Origin of the sequence: Micromonospora sp. NPDC007220 (assembly GCF_040634035.1) — a bacterium.
Taxonomy (GTDB): domain Bacteria; phylum Actinomycetota; class Actinomycetes; order Mycobacteriales; family Micromonosporaceae; genus Micromonospora; species Micromonospora reichwaldensis.
The window spans coordinates 56993-79965 of record NZ_JBEYEU010000014.1 but is presented as its reverse complement, the minus strand read 5'-3'; the positions used below and the strand labels follow the sequence as shown (position 1 = coordinate 79965).

Genomic DNA, 22973 nt, shown 5'->3' with positions numbered 1-22973 from the left:
CCCTTCGGTCTCCGACCCGGTCGGGGCAGCGGAGCGGGCCGGCTTCGAGTAGACGCCTGCTCCGCATGTCAGAATTCCTGACAGTAACGCTGAGTACTCGACCTGCGCCCCGGATCCCACCGCCCTCCGGACGCTTTGCTCTGCATTCCCATATGCGCCAGTAACCCATAGTGCCTGTTGCGTATGGGGATGCAGAGCAAAGGGCGTGCAGAGGTTCGTCGCTCCTGAGGAGGGCCCACACGGAAGTCGCTGGTCATGGCGTTGTGGCCGTCAGCGATGGTGATCGAGGGTCGTTCAGGGCCGGATTTTCCATCACTTAGCGTAGGCGGCTGCGGAAAGACCGCTCCTGTTACAGCGCGTTACTGCCTAGCTGAATGCGCCCAGGGGTGTGGGGGGAAGGACCGGTCGTCGGTTTTCCACAGGTGGCTGAGTTATCCACAGGCGCAGCGGGCGGGATTGCGGGAGAGGCATCGCAGCCGGGAGCGTGACGGGATGACCGAGCTTCCCGCCCAACCGGAAACTGACCGGGATCCCGACCGTCCGGCTGGTTCCGACCAGTTGTCCGGTGCCGCGGGGCCGTCGGGTGCCGTCGGGCCGTCGGGCGGCGATCAGGCGGTGGGTACCGATCAGGGGGCGGGATCGCGCGAGCCGCCCGTGCTGCTGACCGAGCCGTTCGACACCCCGTGGCCGGCTGCGGGCATCGTCCGGGCGGTCCGGCGGCATGCCAGCCTCAGCCAGCGGGAGCTGGCCCGGTGGGCCGGGGTGAACCATTCCACCGTCGGGCGGATCGAGGCCGGCCGGATGGTGCCGAGCATCCTGCTTCTGCGCCGCATCATCGGGGTCGCCGGGTTCCGGCTGGCCGTCGTCGACGAGTTCGGGCGGGTGTTGAAGCCGATGCGGGACTGGCAGGACACCCGCGACGGGGCGGGGCGTCGCTACCCCTCGCACCTGGACACCATTCTCGACCCCGAGCCGGGCGAGTGGTGGGCGGACATCTACGGGCTGGCCCGCCCGCCGGAGACGTTCTACCGCGACCGCCGGGTCCGCGACGCCATGCGGCGGCGCAGCCAGTGGGAGGTGCGGGTGGCGAAGTACCGCAGCGTGCCCCCGCCGCCGCGGGTGCCTCCACCACCGCGCGTGCCCCCGCCGTCGCGGCTGCCCGGCCCGGGCTTCCCGTGGTGAGCGGACGGCCCGCCGGCCAGGACGTTCCTGGGCGGCGGGCCGTCGGGTGGGCTCCGGTGTGACGTCAGTCGTCGTCGGTGATGGTGCCCACGGCGAGCGGATCGGCCAGCCGCAGGCCGGGCACCCCGGCCACGACCAGGTTCACCTTCTCGTCGGCCTCCCGCTTCCGGTCACCGCGTACGGTCACCGGGAAGGCCAGCGACGTCTGCCCGGCGGCCAGGACCTTGCAGCCGACGTACGGGTCGTAGTCGGCGCCCGCCTGGGCCGTGGTGCCGTAGGTGGCGGCGCAGAGCAGCACCGGCTGGGACAGCGGGCGCGACACCGTGACCGTGTAGGTCAGCGGCCGGGTGCCCCGGTCGCCCTCGACCACCGACGCGTCGCCGACGCTCAGCGACGCGCGGGAGCGGAAGCGGGCCACCTGCGGGTCGTGGTCGCTGGAACCCCGGCTGCCGTCGGCCGCGTGGTCGGCCGGCCAGTCGGCGTTGACGTGCGCGGCCCGCATCTGCACCAGGTCCCGGTGCAGCGCGCCGTTCACGAACAGGTGGTCCAGCGTCTGCGCCTGCCCCTCGAAGCTGTACGAGTAGGCGGACGACGGCGCGTCGGCGAGCAGGTCGTCCCACAGGTTGCGCATGCCCGCCTCGTACAGCGGCCCGAGCTGGTCCGACGGGGTGGGATCCGCCGCCGTCGCGATGGGATCGTCAGGGCGGGGGAAGACGTTCAGATCCCCGCCGTAGACCACCCGCGCGTGCGGGTCCGACGCCTCGATCGCGGTGACGATCGCGGCCCCGTACGCGGCCTGCTCCCGGCGCTGCCCGACCCGGCTGTCCGGCCCGGACGAGTAGTGGTTGCTCGCGGCCCAGAGCGTGTAACGCTCGGCGGAGCCGGGCGCGGCGGCGACCGTGAACTTGCCGAGCTGCGGCGCGCGGGTGAAGACGTTGTTCCCGTCCTTGCCGGTGGACGTGTCCACGTCGTCCGGAAGCACCGCGTTGAGCGCCTTCGGGTTCTGCACGTCCGCGTTGCCCGGCAGCGCCGCCCCCCGGTACTGGACGGTCGGAGCCGAGCCCAGCAGCGGGTCGCCGGCGGTGGGCGCCGCCAGCGACACCCGGTCGGTGCGGAACAGGAAGGCCGCGGTGATGCCCCGGGCGTCCGCGCCGGTGCGGTCGTACGCGGCCTGGTAGGCGGGGCCACCGGCGGCCGTGATGGCCAGCGCCAGGTCCTGGAGGCTGTCCGGCGCGCCGTCGGCGTTGTCCGTGGTGCCGCAGACCAGCGCGCCGCCGGAGACCGAGCAGATGTCCTGGTCCTCGGCCTCCTGCACCAGGATCAGGTCCGGGGAGTGCAGGTCGGTGGTGATCTGGTCGGCCAGCGCGACGAGCTGCTCGCGGTACTCCTGCTCGCTGCCCGGCACATAGTCGAACGGCGGACGCACCCCGGTGCAGCCGGCGTTGCCGGCGAAGTCGCAGCCGTCGAACGGGTCGTCACGGTAGTCGTACAGGTTCTCGACGTTGTAGGTCGCGACCGCGACCTCCTCCGACCGGTTGGCCGGCTTCGGCGGGTTGTTCGTCGACGGGTCGGCCCCGCCCGTGAATGCCGCCGCCTCGACCTGCACGCCGTACTTCTCGAACGAGTAGTACAGCCCGCCGACCGCGTCGGCGGTCAGCGTGTCGAACGTGCGCGCGGGCGGGAGCAGCGTGGCGCTGTCGCCCGTGGTGCCCTTCACGCCCATGCTGCCGAGCAGGACGCGCTGCCCGTTGCCGTCGTCGAAGCGGCGGCCCGGGTCGTTGTCGAGCGGGTGCGCGTCCCGGAACACCCGGCGGGCGTACGGGTCGGCGCGGTCGAGCAGCGGGTCGTCCCGGTCGATCACAAAGATCTCGGCGTCGGCGGTGGAGGCGAAGACGTTGCGCCCGCTCACCGCGCCGCTGCCGGCCCGTATCCGCAGCCGGGCGCCCTCGTGCCGCTCGAAGAAGCGCTGCGCCGCCGCCACCTCGACCGGCGGCACCGCGTCGGTCACCTGGACCTCGGCGTTCACGTCCACGCCGGAGGCGATCCGGCGCACCAGCGACGCGCCGGAGAGCTGGGTGAAGTTGAAATACTCGGAGACCCGGGCGCGCAGCACCACCTCGTCGCCGACCGTCGGCACGTAGCCGCCGATCAAAGAGGTGAACGAGCCCATGAAGACGAAGATGCCGTCCGAGCTGGTCGGGTCGCCGTCGGTGGCGTCCCTACGGCTCTGCAGGAAGAACCCGTTCTGGTCGCGGCCCGACGAGTCGCGCGCGAGGGTCCGCTGGGTGATCACGCCACGTACGTCGTACAGCGTGCTGCTGGTCCCGTTGCCGGTCCCCGGCGCGAGCGGCGACCGGTCGGCGGGGCCGGACTCTGCGTCGTTGGTCGGGCCCTGCACCTCGCCGACGGTCAGCTCCCGGGTCACCTGCACGGCCAGGGTGCAGGTGGCGGTGCCGCCGTCCGCGTCGGTGGCGGTCAGCACCACGGTGTACGCCCCGGCGGCCAGGTCGGGGCTCGTGGCGACCGTGGCGCGGGCGGTGCCGCCGACCGCGTCGGCCGGGGTGACCGCCGAGCGGCTGACGGAGCCGGCGGCCGGGGTCGGGTCGACGGAGGTGACCGCCAGGTCGACGATGCGGTCGTCCGGGTCGGTGGCGGTGACCTCCCGGGTGGCCGCCGTGCCGACCGAGGTCACCAGCGCCGGGCCGCAGGTCAGCGTGGCGGGCGCGTCGACCGGTCCGCCGCCGTCGACGACGTGCGCGCCGAGGCCGTCGAACGTGTCCACGGGGAAGCCGGCCCACTGCGCGGCCGGGTCGAACGCGTCGGAGGGGTCGGTGTCGCCCGAGGTCACGGCGGCCGACCGGCGCAGTGTGTTGTCGGCGGTGCTGGTGACGCCGGTGCCCCACTCGGTGCCCGGGTCGACGCCGACCTGGCCGATCGAGTCGAGCACGGTGCCGCCCCGACGCAGCACGATCGCGTCGTCGCCGTTGAACAGGCTGGCACTGGTGGTCTGGTCGGCCCGGTCCAGGATGCCCGGCGCGGCCGAGGCGGCGGCGAGGACGAAGGCGTCGCCGGCCGCGACGGTGCCGGTGAGGGCCAGGTTCGTCGGCGTGGTGGAGCCGTTGAAGTGCAACTGGAGCTGGTAGCCGCCGGCGGCCAGGTCGACGGCGGCGCCGGTGCCGTTGAACAGCTCGATCGCCTTGTTGTTCGACGAGCCTTCGACGTACTCGGAGATGAAGAGGTCGGTGGGCGCGGCGCTGGCCGCGGTGGGTGCGACGCCGACAGCCGCGACGGTCACGGCGGCGGTGGCGGTCGCGAGCGCGGCAAGAGTGCGGCGCGGGCGCATGAGGCCTCCACGATGGGTGGGCGGGGAACTAACGCACGTTAAGGGTCGGTGCTGACCGCCGTCCATCCCCCACCGGACAGTTTCGTGAACGTTCCGGTCAGCGTCCGGCGTCGAGGCGGTGCACCAGCTCGGCCACGTCGATGCTGTATTCGCACCACTCGCGGTCCGGGCGGTAGCCCAACTCGGCGTTGACCTTGAGCATGGCCTCGTTGGCCTGCGCGTTCCACGTCTGCACCTCGGTCAGCTCCGCCTCCGCCGAGCGCAGCTCCATCAGCATCCGCGCCTTGATCGCCCGGTCGATGCCGTAGCCCCGGTGGTCCTGCACGACGATGGTGTCGTACTGGTCGGCGCGGGTGGGATGCTGGACCGGCACGACCACCTCGGTCAGCCCCGCGACCTCACCGGTCTGCTCGTGCAGAGCGAGCACGATGTAGGGCTTCATGCCCCGCCGGTGCAGGCAGTCCAGGCTGTCGCGCAGCCGCTGCGGGTCGTAGGAGCTGGGGCGCAGCTCGCCGTCCTCGACGTCGCGCACCTCCGCCTTGGCCCGCGCGTACGTCTCGATCAGCTCGTCCGGCGGGCCGCCGGGGTGGAACTCCAGGTGGTAGCCCGCGCCGATGCCGGTGGCCATCTCGGACAGCTCGGCCCAGTCCACCCCGGACAGGTCCAGCACGCTGCGGGTCTCGACGTACTCCTTCGAGAAGCCGAGCGACTCGTAGAAGGCGACGGCCGGCGTGTCGCCGACCACCTCGACCCCGATCGACTGGAAACCCTCCTGGTAGACCCGCCTGGCGGCGGTCAGGACGAGGTCCCGCCCGAGGCCCGTGCGCCGCTCCGCCGGGTGCACCAGCACCTCCAGCACCCCGATGTCACCGAGCAGCAGCACGTGCACGTGGCCCAGGATCGCCCCCGGGCTGCCGTCGGCCGCCGGCTCCGCCTGGGCGACCCAGGAGATCCGCCGCTCACCGGGCATCACCTCGGCGAGGTATTCCCGCATGGAACTCTCCCGCCACGGCGGGTCCTGCGGCAGATCGGCCGCCAGGACCGCGTTCAGCGTGTCCAGCAGCGACGCGATCTCGACGGACGACGCGGTCCTGGGGTCCCACTCGCGCACCATCACCCGTCTAGCTTGCCGCTAACCGCTGCCCGGGGGAAGTGTCCAGTTCTCCAATGTATGCAGACGATCACTTCACGTGCGGCTCGCCTGTCCGTACCGGTTGGCGGTGTCGTAGACATCCTGGGCGTACCGGCGGACGTCGTTGTAGGACAGGATCGCGTTCCACCAGTCGGCGGGGATGGTCAGGTTCCGGCCGCCCTTGCAGAGGTAGTTGCCGGCGGCGAGGGCGGCGTCGTCCAGGTCGTGCGGGTCCTTGACGCCGTCGTTGTCGGCGTCGGCGCCGATCTCCTGCCAGGTCGTCGGGATGAACTGCATCGGCCCGACCGCCCGGTCGAGGATCGGGTCCTTGTCCATCACGCCGCGGTCCGTGTCGGGGATCCGCATCCGGCCGCCCTGCCCGTCGAGCGGCAGACCGATGATCTCAGGTAGCGCCTTGCCGTCCTGGCGGAGCGTCGCGTTGTTGGCCTGGCCGTGCCCCGACTCGACGAACCCGATGGCCGCCAGGGTGGTCCAGCTCAGCCCGCAGCTGCGGTTGGTCTGGGCGAGCACCACCTCGGCGTAGCCGTACGCCTGCACGGCCACCGGCGAGATGCCGACCTTCGGCCCGACCTGGGCGGCCCAGCCGGCCAGCGCGTCCGACGGCCGGCCGGTGATCCCGCCGGGGAGCGGACCGGGCGGCACCGTCCCGCCGGGCAGCACCGTGCCGCCGGGCAGTGGCGTCTGACCGGGCAGCACCGTGCCGCCGGGCAGTGGGGTCCCGCCGGGCAGCGGCGCCTGCGGAACGGTGGTCGGCGCGGTGGAGGTGGCGTCGACCGCGACCGGACGGGGTCCCCGGGCCGTCGCGGGCACCAGCAGCGCACCCGCCGCAGCCGTCGCCGCGACCAGGGCGAGCAGGAACACCCCGGGCAGGGTGAGTCGCCCACTGGGCCGCCGTGACCAGTCCCGGGTCGCGCGGGCGGCGCCCATCGCGACGCGGTGCGGTGGCCGGCGTACGGCGTGCGCGAACTGCACCCGGCGGCGCCGGGGCCCGGTGGCCGGTTTCGTGGCGGGCACGTCGACCTTCGTCTTCGCGAGGTCGCCCGCGCCCGTGGCCGACGCGGCGCCGGCGTCGTCACCGGTCTTCGCCCCGGGCCCGGTCGTGGAGGCCCCGGCCGCGCCGCCGGCCTTCGTGTCAGGGCCGGCTGCGGTTCCGTCGTCCGGCTTCGCGGCCGTGGCGGCGCTGTCGCCCGGCTTCCCGGTCGTGCTGGCGCTGTCGTCCGGCTTCCCGGTCGTGGCCGGCTTCGCGTCGGCGGCCGGCCCGTCGCCCGACTTCGCCTCTTCCGCCGACTGCGCCTCTTCCGCCGGCCTCGCCTCTTCCGCCGCCTTCGCTTCGGCGGTGGGCTCGGTGACCGGCCTGGTGCCGGTGGCCGGCTTCGCCTCGTCGACCGGCTTCGCCTTCTCGGCGGTGGCCTCGGTCGCCGGCTTGGCCTCGGTGGCCGGCTTCGTGTCGCCGGCGGCGGTGGATCTCAGCCAGGGGCGGCGGGGACGCGGCAACCGCGTCGCGGGTTCGGGCGCGGCGCCGGAACCGGCGAGCGGCCCGTCGATCGGTGCCGCCGGCCGCAGGGGCCGAAGGGTCGTCCTGTCCTCGCCGTCCACCACAAGTTGAGTATCACCCATGTCCCCCCGTACGTCAGGACCGGTCGTACCCTGGTGCCATGCCCCGGTACGAGTTCCGTTGCCGCGCCTGCGGCGACACCTACGAGGTCAACCGCCCGATGTCGCAGGCCGCTGAGCCGGCGTCCTGCCCGCAGGGGCACACCGACACGGTCAAGCTCCTCTCCACCGTCGCGGTCACCGGCCGGGGCGGCGGCGCGGCCGGTGGCGCGCCGGCGCCGGCCGGTGGGGGTTGTTGCGGCGGTGGCTGCGGCTGCTGACCTGCGGGCCCGCAGTCGGCTCCGGCCGACCGTTCTCACGATGCGTGATGGTCCGGTATCAGGCAGCATGAGTCCGACGTCACGGGCGGAGGTTCCACCATGTCGCCACGGATCCACCTTCCGAGCGGGTTGGTGACCTTCGTCTTCACCGACATCGAGGGCTCCACCCGGCTGGCCCAGCTGCTCGGCCCGGACTACCGCCCGGTGCTGCGGGAGCACCGCCGCCTGCTGCGCCGCACGATCGCCGCGACCGAGGGCGCGGAGCTGCTGACCGAGGGGGACTCGTTCTTCCTCGCCTTCCCCGACGCGACGGCCGCGCTGACCGCCTGCCTGACCGCGCAGCGGGCGCTGGCCAGCCACGAGTGGCCCACCGCCGAGGCCATGCCCTGGGTCCGGATGGGGCTGCACACCGGCTGGGCGGAGCCGCGCGACGGCGAGTACGTCAGCCCGGAGGTGCACCGCGCGGCCCGGATCGCCGCGGCCGCCCACGGCGGCCAGGTGCTCTGTTCGGCGTCGACGGCGCGGCACGCGGAGCCGCTGCCGCCCGACGTGTCCCTGCACGACCTGGGCCTGCACCGGCTGCGCGGCTTCGACGACCGGGAGCGGCTCTTCCAACTGGTCGCGCCCGGCCTGGAGCGGCAGTTCCCGCGGCCCCGCACCGCCGACGCGTCCGCGCACAACCTGCCGACCCCGGTCACCTCGTTCGTCGGCCGGCACGCCGAGCGGACCGAGCTGAAGCAGCTGGTGGAGGCGCACCGGCTGGTCACCGTCCTCGGCGCGGGGGGTGCGGGCAAGACGCGGTTGGCCGTGGAGCTCGCCGTCGACCTGGTGGAGTCCCATCCGGACGGTGTCTGGTTCGTCGACATCGCCGCGGTCACCGACCCGGGTCTGGTGGCGTTCGAGGTCGCCGCCGTGCTCGGTCTGCGTCCCGAGCCGGGCCGCCCGATGGTCGACACGCTCGTGGAGTACGCGGCCGCGCGCCGGATGCTCGTCCTGCTGGACACCTGCGACGCCCAGCCGGCCGCCTCGGCCGACGTAATCTCCCGGCTGCTCGCCGGCGGGGTGGGCGTCCGGGTGCTCGCCACCAGCCGGGAGTCGTTCGGCCTGCCGGGCGAGGTGGTCTGGCGGATCCCGTCGCTGTCGGTCGACCCGCCGGTGGACAGGGCGGAGAGCGACGCGGTCGCGCTGCTGCTGGACCGGACGGCGGCGGCCCGGGGCGGCCGGCCGCCGGATCCGGGCGAGTCGGCCGACCTGCGGCGGGTGGTGCGTCGGTTGGACGGGCTGCCGCTCGCCATTGAGCTGGCCGCCGCCCGGCTGCGGGTGCTCTCCGTCGGGCAGCTCGCCGAGCGCCTCGACGACGTGCTGGGCACCCTCGACGCGGGCCGGGAGGACCCTGACCCGCCGGTGGAGCCGGACCGGCCGGGCGGTCGGCCGGACACGGTGGACCTGGTGGCGGCGGCTGTGGGGATGGTGCCGCCCAGCCCGGCCGTCCGGGCGGTGCAGCGTTCCGCCACCGAGCGGCACCTGACGATGCAGGCCACTGTCACCTGGTCGTACCGCACGCTGGGGCCGCGCGCCGCCCGGTTGCTGCGCTGGCTGGCGGTCTTCGCCGGCCCGGTCGACCTGGCGACGGTGGAGTGGCTGCTCGGCGACGACCCGCTCGATCCGCTCTCGGTGCTGGTCGACAAGTCGATGGTGCTGGCGGAGCCGCATGCCTCGGGCAGCACCTACCGGATGCTGGACCCGATCCGGGCGTACGCGGCGCGGCGGCTGGCGGAGGCGGGGGAGGAGAGGTCGGCCCGTAACCGGCACGTGGCGTGGTCGACGCACGCGCTGGAGCGCGCCCACCTGGGCCCGGACGGGCGGCCGGTGACCCTGTCGCTCTACGTCCTCGACCCGCTCGCCGGCGAGCTGCGCGCCGCGCTGCGCTGGTGCGCCACCGGCGGCAGTGCCCGGGCCGGCCTGCGGCTGGCCGGGGGCCTCGACCAGTGGTGGCGGGAGCGGGGCCTGGCCCGGGAGGGGCGGCTCTGGCTGTTCCGGCTGTACGGGCGGATCGCCGAGACGGGGGAGCGGATCCCGGACGCCGAGCTGGCGGCGGCGTACCACATGCACTCGCTGCATGCCGGCGCGGACGGCGAGTTCGCCGAGGAGCTGCGCTACTCCCAGCGGGCGGAGGCGGCGGCCCGGCAGGCGGGCGACGCCGGCCTGCTCGCCCGGGTGCTCGCCGGGCGGGCGGCCCCGCTGGTCGACATGGGACAGTTCGCGGAGGCGGAGCGGATCTGCCGCGAGGTGATCGACTGGGCGTCCGGCCAGGAGGTGCTCGGCGACGCGCTCTTCGGGGTGTTCAGCCTGGCCGAGCTGCTCTGGCGGCGGGGCGCCCTGGACGAGGCGGCCGAGCTGCTGGGCGCGGCCCGCCCGGTGGAGGCGGCCCGCCCGGTGGAGCGGGGGCGGCGCTCGGTCGACATGCTGCTCGGGATGGTCGCCCTGGCGCGCGGGGACCTGGTCGCCGCGCACGAGCATCTCCAGGTGGCGCTGCGCTCGCGGATGAGCCACGGCTTCCACGGTCGGGCCTGCGACACGCTGAACGCGATGGCCGTGCGCTGCGCGGCAGGCGGTGACGGGCTCACGGCGGCCCGCCTGTTCGGCGCGGCGGGGGCGACCCGGGCGAGCATGCGCTGCGCCCCGGGCATCTACGGCGGGTACTGGGCGCAGCGGCAGGGGGAGCTGCGCCGGGAGTTGGGCGACGCGACCTTCGACGGCGCGTACGGCGAGGGGACCGAGCTGGGGCTGGAGGAGGCGGCGGCGTTGGCCCTCGCCGTCGAGCATCCGGACCTGGCGGTCGGCTCGGCGAGGTTCGGCGCCGGTCACGCCCGTGTGGCTCCCCGGCAGTCCGTCGCCCCGGACCGTCGCCGCCACCACACTGGCCACGCCTGACGGCGGGTGGGACCCGCCGGTCGGGGTCCGCGTCATCGGGCTGGCCGGGGACGCGAACCCCTGGGCGTACGGGCGCGGTCAGCGCAGGGCGGCGCGGCTCTCGGCGTCGGCCTTCATCCGGGCGGCGCGGTCGATGTCGGCCTGCTGCACGGCGGCGAGCGAGCCGAAGGCCTTGACGGCCTGGTAGTACGTCCAGGCGAGGCTGGTGCAGGCGGGCCGGACGGCGGCGTTGTACGTGGCGCAGACCCGCTTCAGGTCGGCGTAGAAGGCGTCGTCGAGGCGGGCCTTGTTCGCGGAGAACCGGCCCATCGCCTTGTAGTTGCGGTAGCCGAAGTCGTGCCGGTAGCAGGAGAGGTTGAACGTGAAGCCGAGCGGGTTGTCCGGGCTCGACGAGCAGTAGTCGGTCGACCAGTTGAATCCGTACGCCGCCCAGGCGCCCTGGTTGAGCCGGCCGGAGTTCCAGGAGTTGTAGCTGGAGGCGCTCGTCTGCGTCCAGTTGGAGAGGACGGACAGCTTCTGCGAGGTCGTGACGGCGGCGGCGGGGGAGGAGACCCCGAAGACGAAGAGCATCGTGAGCGCGGCCGAGGCGAGCAGGGTGGTGAGGCGTTTGGGCACGGGTACCTCCGCGGGGGATGGGCGGGCGGGACGGGGGTTACCGGCGGGTCACCGGAGTGCCGAACAGTGTCGATCATGAATGGGTCCGGGGGATGCGGTGCCCACCGACATTTGGTGACAGGCGTCGAAACAGACGAATGCCCCGGGCGCCAGGGGCACCCGGGGCATTCGGTGTCACGTCAGCGGACGAAGGCCGGCGGGCTGGCCGGGCTCTCGTTCGCCAGTCGGTCGAGCGCGGTCACGTAGTAGGTGTACCGCTTGCCGGCCTCGGCGGTGGTGTCCACCCAGGACTGCGTACGGCTGTCCGCGTCGGCGCGGACCGTGTCGACGAGGTGCGCCGCGTCGGCGAAGTCGCACCGGCCGGCCAGGCCGGTCCCGTCGAAGCGGTAGACCGCGTACGACGTGGCGGTGCCGAGCGGGCCCACGCCGTTCGCCGGCTGGAGCCAGTTCAGGCGGACCCCGTCGGACTGCCGCGCGGCCTTGGTGACCACCGGCATGAGCAGCGGCTTCTTCGGCAGGTGCGTCATGGTCGGGATCAGCGCCGGGCGGGAGTAGTGCTCGGCGGCGTAGATGTCGGTCGCGCCGAGCCGGTTGGCCCGCACCTGCACGGCCGAGAAGTGGACGTTGCCCAGGACCTCCGGGTACTGCCGGTTCAGCGTCAGGTGGTTGGACAGCTCCTGCGGGTTCATCCAGAAGGAGCCGTAGGCCGGGTCACCGCTCTTGTAGTCGGCCTGCCCGATGTAGAGCTGCACCCGGGTGCCCTTGACCACGTCCGCCCACCACGGCACCAGCCGGGTGTAGTCGGCGGCCGGGTACTGGCCCATGTACCAGTAGAGCTGCGGCACGATGTAGTCGATCCACTCCTCCTTGACCCACTTGCGGGTGTCGGCGGAGATGATGTCGTACGACTGGCTGCCGGTGGTGTCCGAGCCCAGCGGGTCGGCCGACTGGTTGCGCCAGATGCCGAACGGGCTGACGCCGAACTTCACCCACGGCTTCTCGGCCTTGATCTTGGCGTTCATCTCCTGGACCAGCAGGTTGATGTTGTCCCGCCGCCAGTCGGCCTTGTCCGTGAAGCCCCGGTTGTGCGCCGCGAAGGTGGCGTCGTCGGGCACCTGGTGGGTGCCGCTCGGGTAGGGGTAGAAGTAGTCGTCGAAGTGCACGCCGTCGACGTCGTACCGCTTGACCGCGTCCATCATCGCGGTCTGCACGAACTCGCGGACCTCGGGGATGCCGGGGTTGTAGTAGAGCCGGCTGCCGGCGACCCCGGCCGGCGGGTAGGCGAAGGTCCACTCGGGGTGCTCGCGGGCCGGGTGGTTGGGCGCGAGCTGGTTGATGTCGGCGCCGGCGCCGCCCGGGGCGGGCATGGAGACGCGGTACGGGTTGAACCAGGCGTGGAACTCCAGGTTGCGCTTGTGCGCCTCCTCGACCACGAACTTCAGCGGGTCCCAGCCCGGGTTCTCGCCGCGGACCCCGGTCAGGTACTCCGACCAGGGCTCGTGGGGCGAGGGCCAGAACGCGTCGGCGGTCGGCCGGATCTGGACGACCACGGCGTTGTGGTTGAGCCGCTCGGCGAGGTCGAGCAGCTGGCGGTACTCGGCCTGCTGCGTGGCGACGCGGTCCGGCGACGTCTGGGACGCCTTGCTCGGCCAGTCGATGTTGACGACCGAGGAGATCCACATGGCCCGGAACTGCCGCTTCGGCGTGGCCGGGTCGGTGACGCAGGTGGTGGTGGAGGCGGCGGTGGTCGCCGCGTCGGGTGCCGCGCTCGCCGGGGTGGCGGCGACGAGCGCGCCGAGCAGTGCGGCGGCCAGCCCGGCGGCTCCGAGCCGAGTTGCCTTCATGCGGTGTGTCCCTTCGTTGGGGCTCCCGTGTCAGGGGTTCATCGCGGCGCAGACGGCAAGATTCGCCGTTGACATTCTGCCGCTGGTAGGAAATTTTCACACCTCACGGGCTCTGCGCAAGAGTCTGGGCGCGATCGATCCGTCCGTCCACGCCGGCTCCCCCTAGTGGCCGGGCTCACGGGACGCGCCGTGGCGGAGCGCACACGGCGGGTGCTGGCCCGAATGGCCCGAGACGTGGGGATTGAGGGGGGTCCGCCCTGGGTAGCAACGCCGGTCACCGGCCGCCACCAGGGTGGTCCGGACGGTGGGAGGTGACCACGGTGTCCGTGCTGCGTACCAAACCGATCGGGGACGTGATCGCGCAGAGCGAGGCCGACGGCGAGAACGGCGGGCCCGGCCTGAAGCGCCGGCTCGGCGCCCGTGACCTCACCGGCTTCGGCATCGGCATCGTGATCGGCACCGGCATCTTCACGCTCACCGGCATCGAGGCCCGCGACAGCGCGGGCCCTGGCGTGGTGATCTCGTTCGGCATCGCCGGCCTGGTCGCCCTGCTCGCCGCCCTCTGCTACGCCGAACTGGCCTCCAGCGTGCCGACCGCCGGCAGCGCCTACACCTACGCGTACGCGACCATGGGCGAGATCGTCGCCTGGATCATCGGCTGGGACCTGCTGCTGGAGTTCGCCCTCGGCGCGGCGGTGGTGGCGCGCGGCTGGTCCGGCTACCTGGCCGAACTCGTCGGCCTGCCCACCGCCTGGTTCGGCGAGGAGGGCAGCGTCGTCAACGTCGGCGCGATCGGCATCGTGCTGCTGCTCGGCGTCGTGGCGATCGTCGGCATCCGCGAGTCGGCCCGGGTGACCAACCTGCTGGTGCTGGTCAAGGTCGCCATCTGCGTCTTCATCGTGGTCGCCGGCCTGTTCTTCGTGAAGGCCGCCAACCTCACCCCGTTCATCCCGCCGGCGCAGCCCGCCGACGGCAGCGAGGACGGCATCAAGCAGCCCGTCACCCAGGCGCTCTTCGGCCTGGAGCCCTCGGTGTTCGGCTTCGTGGGCGTGCTCAGCGCCGCCGCGGTGGTCTTCTTCGCGTACACCGGCTTCGAGGCGGTCGCCAACCTCGGCGAGGAGACGAAGCGGCCCCGCCGGGACCTCACCCTCGGCCTGCTCGGCACGCTGCTGATCTCCACGGTGCTGTACATCGGCGTCTCGCTGGTCGTGGTGGGCATGGTGCCGTACGACCAGATCGACCGGGGCGCTCCGATCGCGGCGGCCTTCAACGCGGTCGGCGCCGAGTGGGCCGGCATCCTCGTCTCCATCGCCGCCGTCGCCGGCCTGACCAGCGTGATCCTGGTCGACCTCGTGGCCATGGGCCGGATCGGCTTCGCCATCAGCCGCGACGGGCTGATCCCGCCGTCGATCGCGAAGGTGCACCCGCGCTGGGGCACCCCGTACCGGATCTCGGCCGTCATGACGGTGGCGGTCGCGCTGCTCGCCGGCTTCCTTCCGCTGTCGGCCCTGGCCGACCTGGTCAGCATCGGCGCGCTTGCGGCGTTCGTGATCGTCTCGATCGCGGTGCCGGTCCTGCGCCGCAAGCGCCCGGACCTGGACCGGCCGTTCCGGGTGCCGTTCTCCCCGGTGCTGCCGATCTTCTCGGCGCTGGCCTGCTTCTACCTGATGCTGAACCTGTCGGTGGAGACCTGGCTGCGGTTCGCCGCGTGGATGCTGCTCGGCGTGCTGATCTACTTCGGCTACGGCTACCGACGCAACCGTCTCGCCTGGCGTTCCTTGTCCCCGGATTCCCGGGAACCGGCTTCCGTCTGATCCGGCTGGTCGCGGGGTGGGGTTTCCGGGGAGCCCGGCCCGCTCCGGGCGGTCAGGCTTGATCCCTGCGCGGGCCGGGCTCCCCGGAAACCCTGTGGTGGTCGCCCTCCGCCAGCGACCTGGCGCTCAGGGTTTCTGCTGCGGCCCCGCCGTCGGGCCCTTGACGACGGGCTTGCCGTCGTTCCAGACGACCTCGTCGAGCCAGACCTGGCGGCCCGGGTCGACGGTGCCCTCCTGGCTCGGTGGCCAGGCGTGGTAGAGCAGCCAGGTGCGCCCGTCCTCGACCACCATCGAGGCGTGCCCCGGCCCGGAGGCGACCTCGTTGGTCTTCAGGATCGGGTTCTCCGGGGCCTTCACGCAGGGCCCGGCGGGCGACTCGCAGATCGCGTAGCCCTCCGCGTACTCGGCCCGGTCGTAGGCGTTCGCGGCGAAGAACAGGAACAGCCTGCCGTCGTGGCGGTGCAGGAACGGGCCCTCGATCAGGGTGCCCTCCCACGGCTCGGTCTGCTTCAGCAGCTTCGTCGGCTCGCCGACCAGGCGCAGCCCGTCGTCGGAGAGGCGCTGCGACCAGATCCAGGTGTCCACCCCGATGGCGTTGCCGTCGTTCTTCCACAGCAGCCAGAGGCTGCCGTCGGCGTCCCGGAACGGGCTGGCGTCGATCGCCCCGCCCAGCTCCGCCTGGCAGATCAGCGGGCCGGTCGAGTCGTCCCGGTACGGCCCCTGCGGCGCGCCCGCCACGGCCCGCCCGACGCACTGCCGCCCCGACTCGCGCCCGGCGACCGTGTAGTAGAGCGCGAACCGGTCCGGGGCCAGCTCGATCGCCTCGGGCGCCCAGGTCTTCCCGGCGTCCGCCCACGCCGGCAGTTCCGGCAGCGCGTCCCCGGCCGGGGTCCAGTCGACCAGGTCCGGGGAGGTGAGCACCGGGACGTTGCGGCCACCGGCGTTCGTGTGGAACAGGTACCAGGTGTCGCCCACCCGGATCGCCTGCGGGTCGGGCGCGTCGGTGCGTACGACCGGGTTGGTGAACATGCGCGCGTCGTCTCCCGTGCTCGAAGGTTCTTCTCCACCACCGCACCCGGCGACGAGCAGCGCGGCGGCGAGCACCGCCGCCGCGCCGCGCCGCCGGGTCGTCCCGACCGTCATCCCTTCAGCCCGCTGCGGGAGACGCCCTGGATGATGTGCCGCTGGGCGAGCACGAAGAGGATCAGCACCGGCACGCTGGCCAGCACCGCCCCCGCCATGATCACCGGATAGTCGGTGACGTAGGAGCCCTGGAGCAGGCCCAGGCCCGGCGGCAGGGTGAGCGTCTCCGGGCTGAACAGCACGAAGATCGGCCAGAGGAAGTCGTTCCAGTTGGTGAGGAACGACAGCACCGCCAGCGTGGCCAGCGCCGGCCTGGACAGCGGCAGCACCACCTTCCAGAAGATCTGCCACTGGTTGGCCCCGTCCAGCACCGCGGCCTCCTCCAGCTCCCGGGGCAGGGAGAGGAAGAACTGCCGCAGGAAGAACACCCCGAACGCGCTCGCCGCCCCGGGGACGATCACCACGCTCAGGGTGTCGATCCAGTTCAGCTCGTCGACGATCAGGAAGTTCGGGATGATCAACGAGGTCGGCGGGATGAACAGCGTCCCGACGATCAGCGCGAAGAGCACCCCGCGACCGCGGAACCGCATCCGGGCCAGGGCGTACGCGGCCATCGAGGCCGTCGCCACCACCAGCAGCGCGTGCGCGGTGGCGGCCAGCATGCTGTTGGCGAACCAGCGCAGCACGGGGTTGGCCGAGTTGTTCAGGATCTGCTCGTAGCCGTACCCGGAGATCGGGTCCGGCAGCCAGGTCGGCGGGATCTGCTGGGCCCCGGTGTAGGTCTTCAGCGAGGTGATGACCATCCACAGCAGCGGCAGCAGGAAGACCAGGGCGAGCGCGACCAGGGTGGCGTAGAGCGCGGTCCGGCGCAGCGCACTCCCCGGGGCGCGGCCGGTCGCCGGGGCGCCGGCGCGGGTCGGCGCGGGGGCCGGCGCGGGGGCGCGTGTGGGCGTCGTCATGGCGGTCCCCTCAGTCTTCCCGGTAGCGGAAGAGGCGGAAGTTGGCGATGCTCACGACCGCCAGCATCAGCGCGAACACGATGCTCATCGCGGCGGCACGGCCGGCGTCGTTGTCCCGCAGCCCCTCCTCGACGATGAACCAGACCACCGTGCGGGTCTCCGTGCCCGGCGCGCCCTGGGTGATCAGGAACGACTGGCCGAACACGTTCGCCGAGGCGAGCACGGTCGTGGTGATCACGAAGAGCAGCACCGGACGCAGCCCGGGGAGCGTGACGTGCCGGAACCGTTCCCAGGCGCTCGCGCCGTCCACCTTCGCCGCCTCGTACAGCTCCTGCGGGATGTCCTGGAGCCCGGCCAGGTAGATCACCGCGTTGAAGCCGGAGGTCCACCAGACGGTCACCCCGACCAGCGAGACCCAGGCCCACGGCACGGCCGTCACCCACGGGGTGTCGGCCGGCAGCCCGACCATTCCGGCGAGCCGGTTGACCAGGCCCAGGTTGGCGTCGAGCAGGAACCGCCAGAGCAGGCCGATCACCGCCACGCCCAGCACGTACGGCGCAAAGTAGATCGCCCGGAAGAAGGTCCGGCCCGGGAACGAGCGGTTCAGCAGCAGCGCCAGCCCGAGCGGGACGACCACCAGCAGCGGCACCGCGAAGACCGTGAAGATCGCCGTCGCCCGGACGCTCTGCCACCAGTCGCCGTAGACGGCCGAGTCGCTGGAGAAGAGTTCCTTGTAGTTGTCCAGCCCGACGAAGGGCCGGTTGGGCAGCTGGAAGTCCCACTGGTGCACGGAAAGCCAGAGACCGAGCAGGATCGGCAGCAGCCCGAAGACCCCGAACAGGAGCAGGTACGGGGCGAGGAAGAGGTACGGCGTCGCCCGCCCGGCCCGGCCCGCCCGGGTGCCGCCACGGGGGGCGTCGGCCGCCGGGGGCGGCGCGTCAGCACGCGCCGCCCCCGCCTCGATCACGTCCGCCACGGGGACTCAGCTCCCGTACTTCTTGCGGTTGTCCTCCAGCTGCTTGTTCGCCTTGGTCACCCCGTCGTCCAGCGCCTGCTTCGGCGACTTCTTGCCCAGCGCCGCCTCGTTGAACGAGTTGTAGAAGGTCGTCATGACCTCACCGAGGCCCGGGGCCGCCGGCGGGAAGGCCGCGTACTCCAGCTCGGGGGCGAGCGCGTTGACCTCGGCCAGCGCCTTGAAGTCGGCGCTGTCCCGCACGGCCTTGCGGGCCGGGACCTGGCCGCCCTTGGCCCAGTCCAGGGAGTGCTGGCTGAGCCAGTTGATGAAGACCTTCGCCGCGGAGACCTTGTTGGCGTCGTTGGCCCGCTGCTTGACGATCGTGAAGTTGTGCGAGTTGGCCCAGGCGGCCGGCTGCGTGCCGATCTGCGGCAGGGGCGCGACGCCCCACTGGATGTCGGGGCTCTTCTTGAGGTCGTTGATCTGCCAGATGCCGTTCCAGTTGAACGCGTTCTTGCCGCTCTTGAAGGCCAGGTAGTCGGCGTCCTGGCCGACGTTGGCCGGGGAGTGGCCCTGCTTGATCAGGTCGGTCAGCCAGGTGCACGCCTCGACGGCCTGGTCGGAGTTGAAGGTGGCCTTGGTGGCCTCGGCGTCGAAGACGCTGCCGCCCCACTGGTGCAGCAGTGAGTAGAAGGTCATGCCGCCGGTGAACTGGAACGGGCTGACCCAGAAGCCCTGCACCCCGGACTTCTTCAGCTCGGTCAGCGCGGCGGTGTACTCGTCCTTCGTCGTCGGCGGCTTGTTCGGGTCCAGGCCGGCCTTCTGCATGACCCCCTTGTTGTAGTAGAAGCCGAGGGGGTGCATGTCCAGCGGGATGCCGTACCGCTTGGAGTTGTAGAGCCCGCCCTTCCAGACGGTGGGGGCGAAGTCGCCCTCCGACAGCTCCAGGGTCTTGGCGACGTCGTCCAGCTCGGTGATCACCCCGCGCGCGGCGAAGGTGGCGAGCTGGTCCATGTGCATGACCGCGATGTCCGGGCCGGCGCCGCTGGAGGCCGCGCCGGGGAGCTTGTTGTAGTAGTCCTCCCACTGGTACGTGGCGATCGAGACGGCGATGTTCTGGTGCTCGGTGTTGAACTGGTTCACCAGCGCCTTGAAGATGTCGCCGTCGCCGCCGGTGAAGCCGTTCCACAGCTTCAGGTCCACCTTCGGGCCGGTGTAGTCCTTGCCGCCGTTGCCGGCCGCCGGGCCCGAACTGTCGTCGTCGCCGCCGCACCCGGCCAGGGTCAACGAGGCCGCGGCGCCGAGCCCGAGGCCGAGGCCGAGCAGGCGCCGCCGGCTCATTTCGTTCTGCATCATGAGGTTTCGCTCCTTGAGGGACGGGATGAAGTGTGCCTGCTCAGGACCGGTGCGGTGTCAGCCGCCGGTGGGGGAGAAGCGCAGCATGTTCCAGGAGACGGCCGGAAGGCGCACGGAGCACCGGCCGCCGTCGGTGGTGGGGTCGGGCAGCTGCCGGGGCGTCACCCGGTCGGGCTCGGCCTCGGTGTTCGTCGCCGTCGGGTCGTCCCCGGCGGCGAGGCTCAAGTGGGATCTACCGGACAGCCCCGGCAGCCCGCGCAGGTCGATGTCCAGGGGGAGGTCGTCCGAGCCCCGGTTGACCGCGAACACGGTCAGCTCGCCGGTCTCCTCGTCGTACACGGCGACCGTGTCGAGCACGGGGACCTCGCCGTACCGCTTCGTCTCGTAGGTCGGGCCGACCGGCTCGGTGCGCAGCACGGTGCCGCGGGCGTGCCGGGCGGTCAGCGCGAACGGGTGGAAGATGCTCTGCCGCCAGGCGGGGCCGCCGGTGCGGGTGCGGATCGGGGCGATCACGTTGGCGAGCTGGGCCTGGCAGGCCACCCCGACCCGGTCGGCGTGCCGGAGCAGGGTGATCAGCAGGTCGCCGACCACCACCGCGTCGACGGCGGTGAAGTCGTCCTCGATCAGCGCCGGTGCCTCCACCCAGCCGCGCCGGTCCAGGTCGGCCTGGAGACGGGACTGGTACCACACGTTCCACTCGTCGAAGGAGATCTTCAGCTTCCGCCGGTGCCGCTGCTTGGCGGCCACGTGGTCGGCCGTGGCGACGACCTCGCGGATGAAGTTGTCCATGTCGACGGCGGACGCCAGGATGCTGGCCCGGTCGCCGTCGGAGGGGTCGTAGTAGGTGTGCGCGGAGATGTAGTCGACGTGCTCGTAGGTGTGCTCCAGCACGGTCGCCTCCCAGGAGGCGAAGGTGGACATCGTCCGGTTGGAGCTGCCGCAGGCCACCAGGCTGATCGACGGGTCGATCATCTTCATGGCGCGGGCGGTCTCGGCGGCGAGCCGGCCGTACTCGTCGGCGGTCTTGTGGCCGACCTGCCACGGGCCGTCCAGCTCGTTGCCCAGGCACCAGAGCCGCACCCCGTACGGCTCCTCGGCGCCGTGCTTGCGGCGCAGGTCGGACAGCTGGGTCTCGCCCGGATGGTTCGTGTACTCCAGCAGGTCGCAGGCCTCCTGCACGCCCCGGGTGCCGAGGTTGACGGCCATCATCGGCTCGACGCCCGCCTCGGCGGCCCAGGTCATGAACTCGTCGAGCCCGAAGGCGTTGGTCTCGACGGTCTTCCAGGCCAGGTCGAGCCGGCGGGGGCGGTCACCGACCGGGCCGACGCCGTCCTCCCAGCGGTAGCCGGAGACGAAGTTGCCGCCCGGGTAGCGGACCACGGAGACGCCCAGTTCCCGGGTCAGCTCCAGCACGTCGCCGCGCAGGCCGCGCGGGTCCGCGGTGGGGTGCCCGGGCTCGTAGACCCCGCCGTAGACGCAGCGACCCATGTGCTCGACGAACGAGCCGAAGAGCCGCCGGTCGGCCGGTCCGACGGCGAAGGCCGGGTCGATGGTGAGCTGCGCGGTCCGCAAGGGGGTGCCACCTTTCCTCGTTGCCGGTCCCGGGTGACCGTGGTCACCTGGTGCTCCTGGTTTGTACAACGTTGTAAGCAACGTTGTAAAGAGGCCCCTACGCGGTAAAGTGCGCCCCATGGGGGAGGGCGACGTGGTGCGGCACAGGCTGAAGGACGTGGCGGAGCGCGCCGGCGTGTCGGTGAAGACCGTCTCCAACGTGGTCAACGGCTATGTGCACGTCCGGCCCGACACCCGGGCCCGGGTCGAGGAGGCCATCGCCGAGCTGAACTACCGGCCCAACCTCTCCGCGCGCAACCTCCGCAAGGGGCGCACCGGGATCATCGCGTTCGCGGTCCCCGAACTGGACATCCCCTACTTCGCCGAACTGGCCCGGCACGTCGTCACGGCCGCGGCCGAGCTGGGCTGGACGGTGCTGATCGACCAGACCGGCGGCGGTCGGGAGCAGGAGCGGGCGGTCGCGTCGGGCATCACCGAGCACCTGATCGACGGGCTGATCTTCAGCCCGCTGGCGCTCACCGCCGAGGACCTCACCGGGCTGGCCGGCACCCCGCTGGTGCTGCTCGGCGAGCGGGTCGACCACGGTCCCGCCGACCACGTCGGGATCGACAACGTGGGCGCCGCCCGGGAGATCACCGCCCACCTGGCCGGTCTCGGCCGGCGCCGGATCGCCGCCATCGGCTCGCAGCGCACCCCCGAGGGGGCCAGCGCACGGCTGCGGCTCGCCGGCTACACCGCCGCGCTCGCCGACGCCGGCCTCCCGTACGACGAGCGGCTGGTGGCGCCCGCGACGGCCTGGCACCGCGCGGACGGCGCCGCCGCGATGCGCGGCCTGCTGACCTCCGGCGTACGCCCCGACGCGGTCTTCTGCTTCAACGACACCCTCGCCCTGGGCGTCCTGCGCGCCCTGCACGAGGCGGGCCTGCGCGTCCCCGAGGACGTGGCGGTGGCCGGTTTCGACGACATCGAGGACGGCCGCTTCTCCGTGCCCACCCTGAGCACCATCGCGCCGGACAAGGAGCGCATCGCCCGGCTGGCGGTGGAACTGCTCGCCGGCCGGATCGACGGCGACCGCACCGCCCCGCCCCGGGAACTCTCGGCTCCCTGGCGCCTGGCCCCCCGCGAGAGCACCCTCGGCCGCTGACCCCCCCCGGCTGGCCAGGGGCGGCGGTCAGTCGAAGAAACGGGCCAGGTGGGCGGGGGTGGGGCCGTCCGCGTCCGGGGGCAGCGGGGTGAGGTCGGCGAAGATCGAGGCGCCGTCGCAGCCGACGTGCAGGGGATACCAGCGCGGGGTGCCCGGCGGGCGCTGGAGGCAGACGCCCTTGAACGTCTGCACGTCGAGCAGCCGGACGTGGGTCGGGTCGGCGACGGCGTTCACGTGCCGCCACCACGGGCTCATGATGTGCAGCACGCCGCCCGGCCGGAGCGCCCGGTGGCACTCGTCGACCAGCGGCAGGAAGTCGATCAGGTGCTCCAGGATGTGCACCGCGAAGAAGACGTCCACCGAGTCGTCGGCCAGCGGCAGCGAGCCGGAGAGGTCCGCCACCGCGTCCACCCCCGGGGCCGGGAAGATGTCCAGCCCCAGATTGCCCGGCCACTGCTTCGTGGCGCCACAGCCCAGGTCGACCACCACCGGGTCGCGCCCGCCGACGCGTACCCGGCACCAGACGCCGAGCACCCCGGCGAGCCGGCCGACCCGGTCCCGGACCAGGCGCAGCTCGTCCTGCCCGGCGACCTCGCCGCTGAGGTGGGCCACCCCCCGGTCGAAGCGCACCTCGACCGCGAGGTCGCGCAGCCGGTCGTCGTGCCGGGCCTGGTCGGCCCAGGCCTCGGTGAGGAATCCGTCGACCGCCCGCAGCCGCTCGGCCGAGGGCGGATTCTGTGCCAGCGCGACCATCCGGGCCACCTCCCGCCGGCCGATACCCGGATCCCCGCCCGTTATGCCCCGGACGCCCCGAGCAGGGCGGGCGGTCAGCCGCCGATCGTCCGCCGGGGGCGTCCGCCGCCGCGCATCCGCTGCCGGGGCGGCGGGGCGGCCGCCTTGGGCCGCTTGAGGTGATAGCGGTGCAGCTCGCTGTTGCCGGGCATGGACGGGTCCTCGCTCATCGCGACCAGCTCCCAGCCCTGGTCACCGGCCCGGTTCAGATGGGCCAGCGCGGTGTCGCCGTAGGGCGTCACGTCGACCATGGAGCCGTCGGGGCCGTACCAGACGAAGACGATCTCCCAGCCGATGTCGGTGGTGGCCGCCTGGCGGCGGCGGACCAGCAGCGCGTACTCCCACTTGAGCAT

General features: G+C 72.7%; 17 protein-coding genes. 5 read left to right on the top strand and 12 right to left on the bottom strand.

From position 1 onward, the window contains the following. The first annotated feature begins 615 nt into the window (after nt 1-615). Nucleotides 616-1182: a helix-turn-helix transcriptional regulator gene (locus ABZ573_RS22470; protein ID WP_192581302.1), complete on the top strand. Its 567-nt coding sequence runs from the start codon at nt 616-618 to the stop codon at nt 1180-1182. A gap of 64 nt (nt 1183-1246) precedes the next feature. Here ABZ573_RS22470 and ABZ573_RS22465 read toward each other — a convergent pair whose 3' ends face one another. From ABZ573_RS22465 to ABZ573_RS22455, 3 genes are all read right to left on the bottom strand, one after another. Continuing rightward, nucleotides 1247-4525, bottom strand: a complete 3279-nt coding sequence (locus tag ABZ573_RS22465) for a lamin tail domain-containing protein (protein WP_358120634.1) — start codon at nt 4523-4525, stop codon at nt 1247-1249. A gap of 97 nt (nt 4526-4622) precedes the next feature. Beyond that, complete coding sequence (locus tag ABZ573_RS22460) at nt 4623-5639, bottom strand: GNAT family N-acetyltransferase (protein WP_151453410.1); 1017 nt, start codon at nt 5637-5639, stop codon at nt 4623-4625. Nucleotides 5640-5711: 72 nt separating this feature from the next. Further along, nucleotides 5712-7295, bottom strand: a complete 1584-nt coding sequence (locus ABZ573_RS22455) for a lytic murein transglycosylase (protein ID WP_358120631.1) — start codon at nt 7293-7295, stop codon at nt 5712-5714. 38 nt (nt 7296-7333) lie between these two features. Between ABZ573_RS22455 and ABZ573_RS22450 the strand changes: the two genes are divergently transcribed. After that, on the top strand, nt 7334-7552 hold the full coding sequence (locus ABZ573_RS22450) for a zinc ribbon domain-containing protein (RefSeq protein WP_151453404.1): 219 nt from the start codon (nt 7334-7336) through the stop codon (nt 7550-7552). Between the two features lie 99 nt (nt 7553-7651). After that, a complete protein-coding gene (locus ABZ573_RS22445) occupies nt 7652-10486 on the top strand; it encodes an adenylate/guanylate cyclase domain-containing protein (RefSeq protein ID WP_358120627.1) in 2835 nt (944 codons plus the stop codon). 78 nt (nt 10487-10564) lie between these two features. On the opposite strand, the gene ABZ573_RS22440 is transcribed toward ABZ573_RS22445, so the two are convergent. Together ABZ573_RS22440 and ABZ573_RS22435 are read right to left on the bottom strand one after the other, a co-directional pair. Continuing rightward, nucleotides 10565-11101, bottom strand: coding sequence for a phospholipase (locus tag ABZ573_RS22440; protein ID WP_327029653.1), 537 nt, complete (start codon nt 11099-11101; stop codon nt 10565-10567). Between the two features lie 179 nt (nt 11102-11280). Then, nucleotides 11281-12945: a family 10 glycosylhydrolase gene (locus ABZ573_RS22435; RefSeq protein ID WP_151454950.1), complete on the bottom strand. Its 1665-nt coding sequence runs from the start codon at nt 12943-12945 to the stop codon at nt 11281-11283. Nucleotides 12946-13265: 320 nt separating this feature from the next. Between ABZ573_RS22435 and ABZ573_RS22430 the strand changes: the two genes are divergently transcribed. Beyond that, a complete protein-coding gene (locus ABZ573_RS22430) occupies nt 13266-14759 on the top strand; it encodes an amino acid permease (protein WP_358120743.1) in 1494 nt (497 codons plus the stop codon). A 126-nt stretch (nt 14760-14885) separates the two neighbouring features. Here the strand turns inward: ABZ573_RS22430 and ABZ573_RS22425 are convergent, their stop codons facing one another. The 5 genes from ABZ573_RS22425 to ABZ573_RS22405 are packed head-to-tail and all read right to left on the bottom strand — an operon-like array spanning nt 14886 to nt 20684. Continuing rightward, on the bottom strand, nt 14886-15902 hold the full coding sequence (locus ABZ573_RS22425; RefSeq protein ID WP_358120623.1) for a glycoside hydrolase family 43 protein: 1017 nt from the start codon (nt 15900-15902) through the stop codon (nt 14886-14888). Then, a complete protein-coding gene (locus ABZ573_RS22420) occupies nt 15899-16801 on the bottom strand; it encodes a carbohydrate ABC transporter permease (protein WP_358120620.1) in 903 nt (300 codons plus the stop codon). The genes ABZ573_RS22425 and ABZ573_RS22420 overlap by 4 nt, the downstream gene beginning before the upstream one ends. Before the next feature lie 10 nt (nt 16802-16811). Beyond that, nucleotides 16812-17777, bottom strand: coding sequence for a sugar ABC transporter permease (locus ABZ573_RS22415; protein ID WP_358120617.1), 966 nt, complete (start codon nt 17775-17777; stop codon nt 16812-16814). A 6-nt stretch (nt 17778-17783) separates the two neighbouring features. After that, complete coding sequence (locus ABZ573_RS22410; protein WP_327029649.1) at nt 17784-19112, bottom strand: ABC transporter substrate-binding protein; 1329 nt, start codon at nt 19110-19112, stop codon at nt 17784-17786. Between the two features lie 57 nt (nt 19113-19169). Beyond that, nucleotides 19170-20684 carry an alpha-N-arabinofuranosidase gene (locus ABZ573_RS22405; RefSeq protein ID WP_358120614.1) on the bottom strand — a complete coding sequence of 505 codons (1515 nt, stop codon included), beginning with the start codon at nt 20682-20684 and terminating at the stop codon, nt 19170-19172. A 136-nt stretch (nt 20685-20820) separates the two neighbouring features. Here ABZ573_RS22405 and ABZ573_RS22400 point away from each other — a divergent pair, with 136 nt between their 5' ends. Next, nucleotides 20821-21828, top strand: coding sequence for a LacI family DNA-binding transcriptional regulator (locus ABZ573_RS22400; RefSeq protein ID WP_327031102.1), 1008 nt, complete (start codon nt 20821-20823; stop codon nt 21826-21828). A gap of 27 nt (nt 21829-21855) precedes the next feature. Here ABZ573_RS22400 and ABZ573_RS22395 read toward each other — a convergent pair whose 3' ends face one another. Together ABZ573_RS22395 and ABZ573_RS22390 are read right to left on the bottom strand one after the other, a co-directional pair. Further along, a complete protein-coding gene (locus tag ABZ573_RS22395; protein ID WP_358120611.1) occupies nt 21856-22581 on the bottom strand; it encodes a methyltransferase domain-containing protein in 726 nt (241 codons plus the stop codon). A gap of 74 nt (nt 22582-22655) precedes the next feature. Next, nucleotides 22656-22973 carry a hypothetical protein gene (locus ABZ573_RS22390; RefSeq protein WP_357579586.1) on the bottom strand — a complete coding sequence of 106 codons (318 nt, stop codon included), beginning with the start codon at nt 22971-22973 and terminating at the stop codon, nt 22656-22658.

Coding starts and splice junctions, on each gene's coding strand:
- ABZ573_RS22395 (WP_358120611.1), bottom strand. CDS start 22,581: ATGGTCGCGCTGGCACAGAATCCGCCCTCGGCCGAGCGGCTGCGGGCG.
- ABZ573_RS22410 (WP_327029649.1), bottom strand. CDS start 19,112: ATGATGCAGAACGAAATGAGCCGGCGGCGCCTGCTCGGCCTCGGCCTC.
- ABZ573_RS22420 (WP_358120620.1), bottom strand. CDS start 16,801: ATGACGACGCCCACACGCGCCCCCGCGCCGGCCCCCGCGCCGACCCGC.
- ABZ573_RS22455 (WP_358120631.1), bottom strand. CDS start 7,295: ATGGGTGATACTCAACTTGTGGTGGACGGCGAGGACAGGACGACCCTT.
- ABZ573_RS22435 (WP_151454950.1), bottom strand. CDS start 12,945: ATGAAGGCAACTCGGCTCGGAGCCGCCGGGCTGGCCGCCGCACTGCTC.
- ABZ573_RS22460 (WP_151453410.1), bottom strand. CDS start 5,639: ATGGTGCGCGAGTGGGACCCCAGGACCGCGTCGTCCGTCGAGATCGCG.
- ABZ573_RS22450 (WP_151453404.1), top strand. CDS start 7,334: ATGCCCCGGTACGAGTTCCGTTGCCGCGCCTGCGGCGACACCTACGAG.
- ABZ573_RS22465 (WP_358120634.1), bottom strand. CDS start 4,525: ATGCGCCCGCGCCGCACTCTTGCCGCGCTCGCGACCGCCACCGCCGCC.
- ABZ573_RS22425 (WP_358120623.1), bottom strand. CDS start 15,902: ATGACGGTCGGGACGACCCGGCGGCGCGGCGCGGCGGCGGTGCTCGCC.
- ABZ573_RS22445 (WP_358120627.1), top strand. CDS start 7,652: ATGTCGCCACGGATCCACCTTCCGAGCGGGTTGGTGACCTTCGTCTTC.
- ABZ573_RS22390 (WP_357579586.1), bottom strand. CDS start 22,973: ATGCTCAAGTGGGAGTACGCGCTGCTGGTCCGCCGCCGCCAGGCGGCC.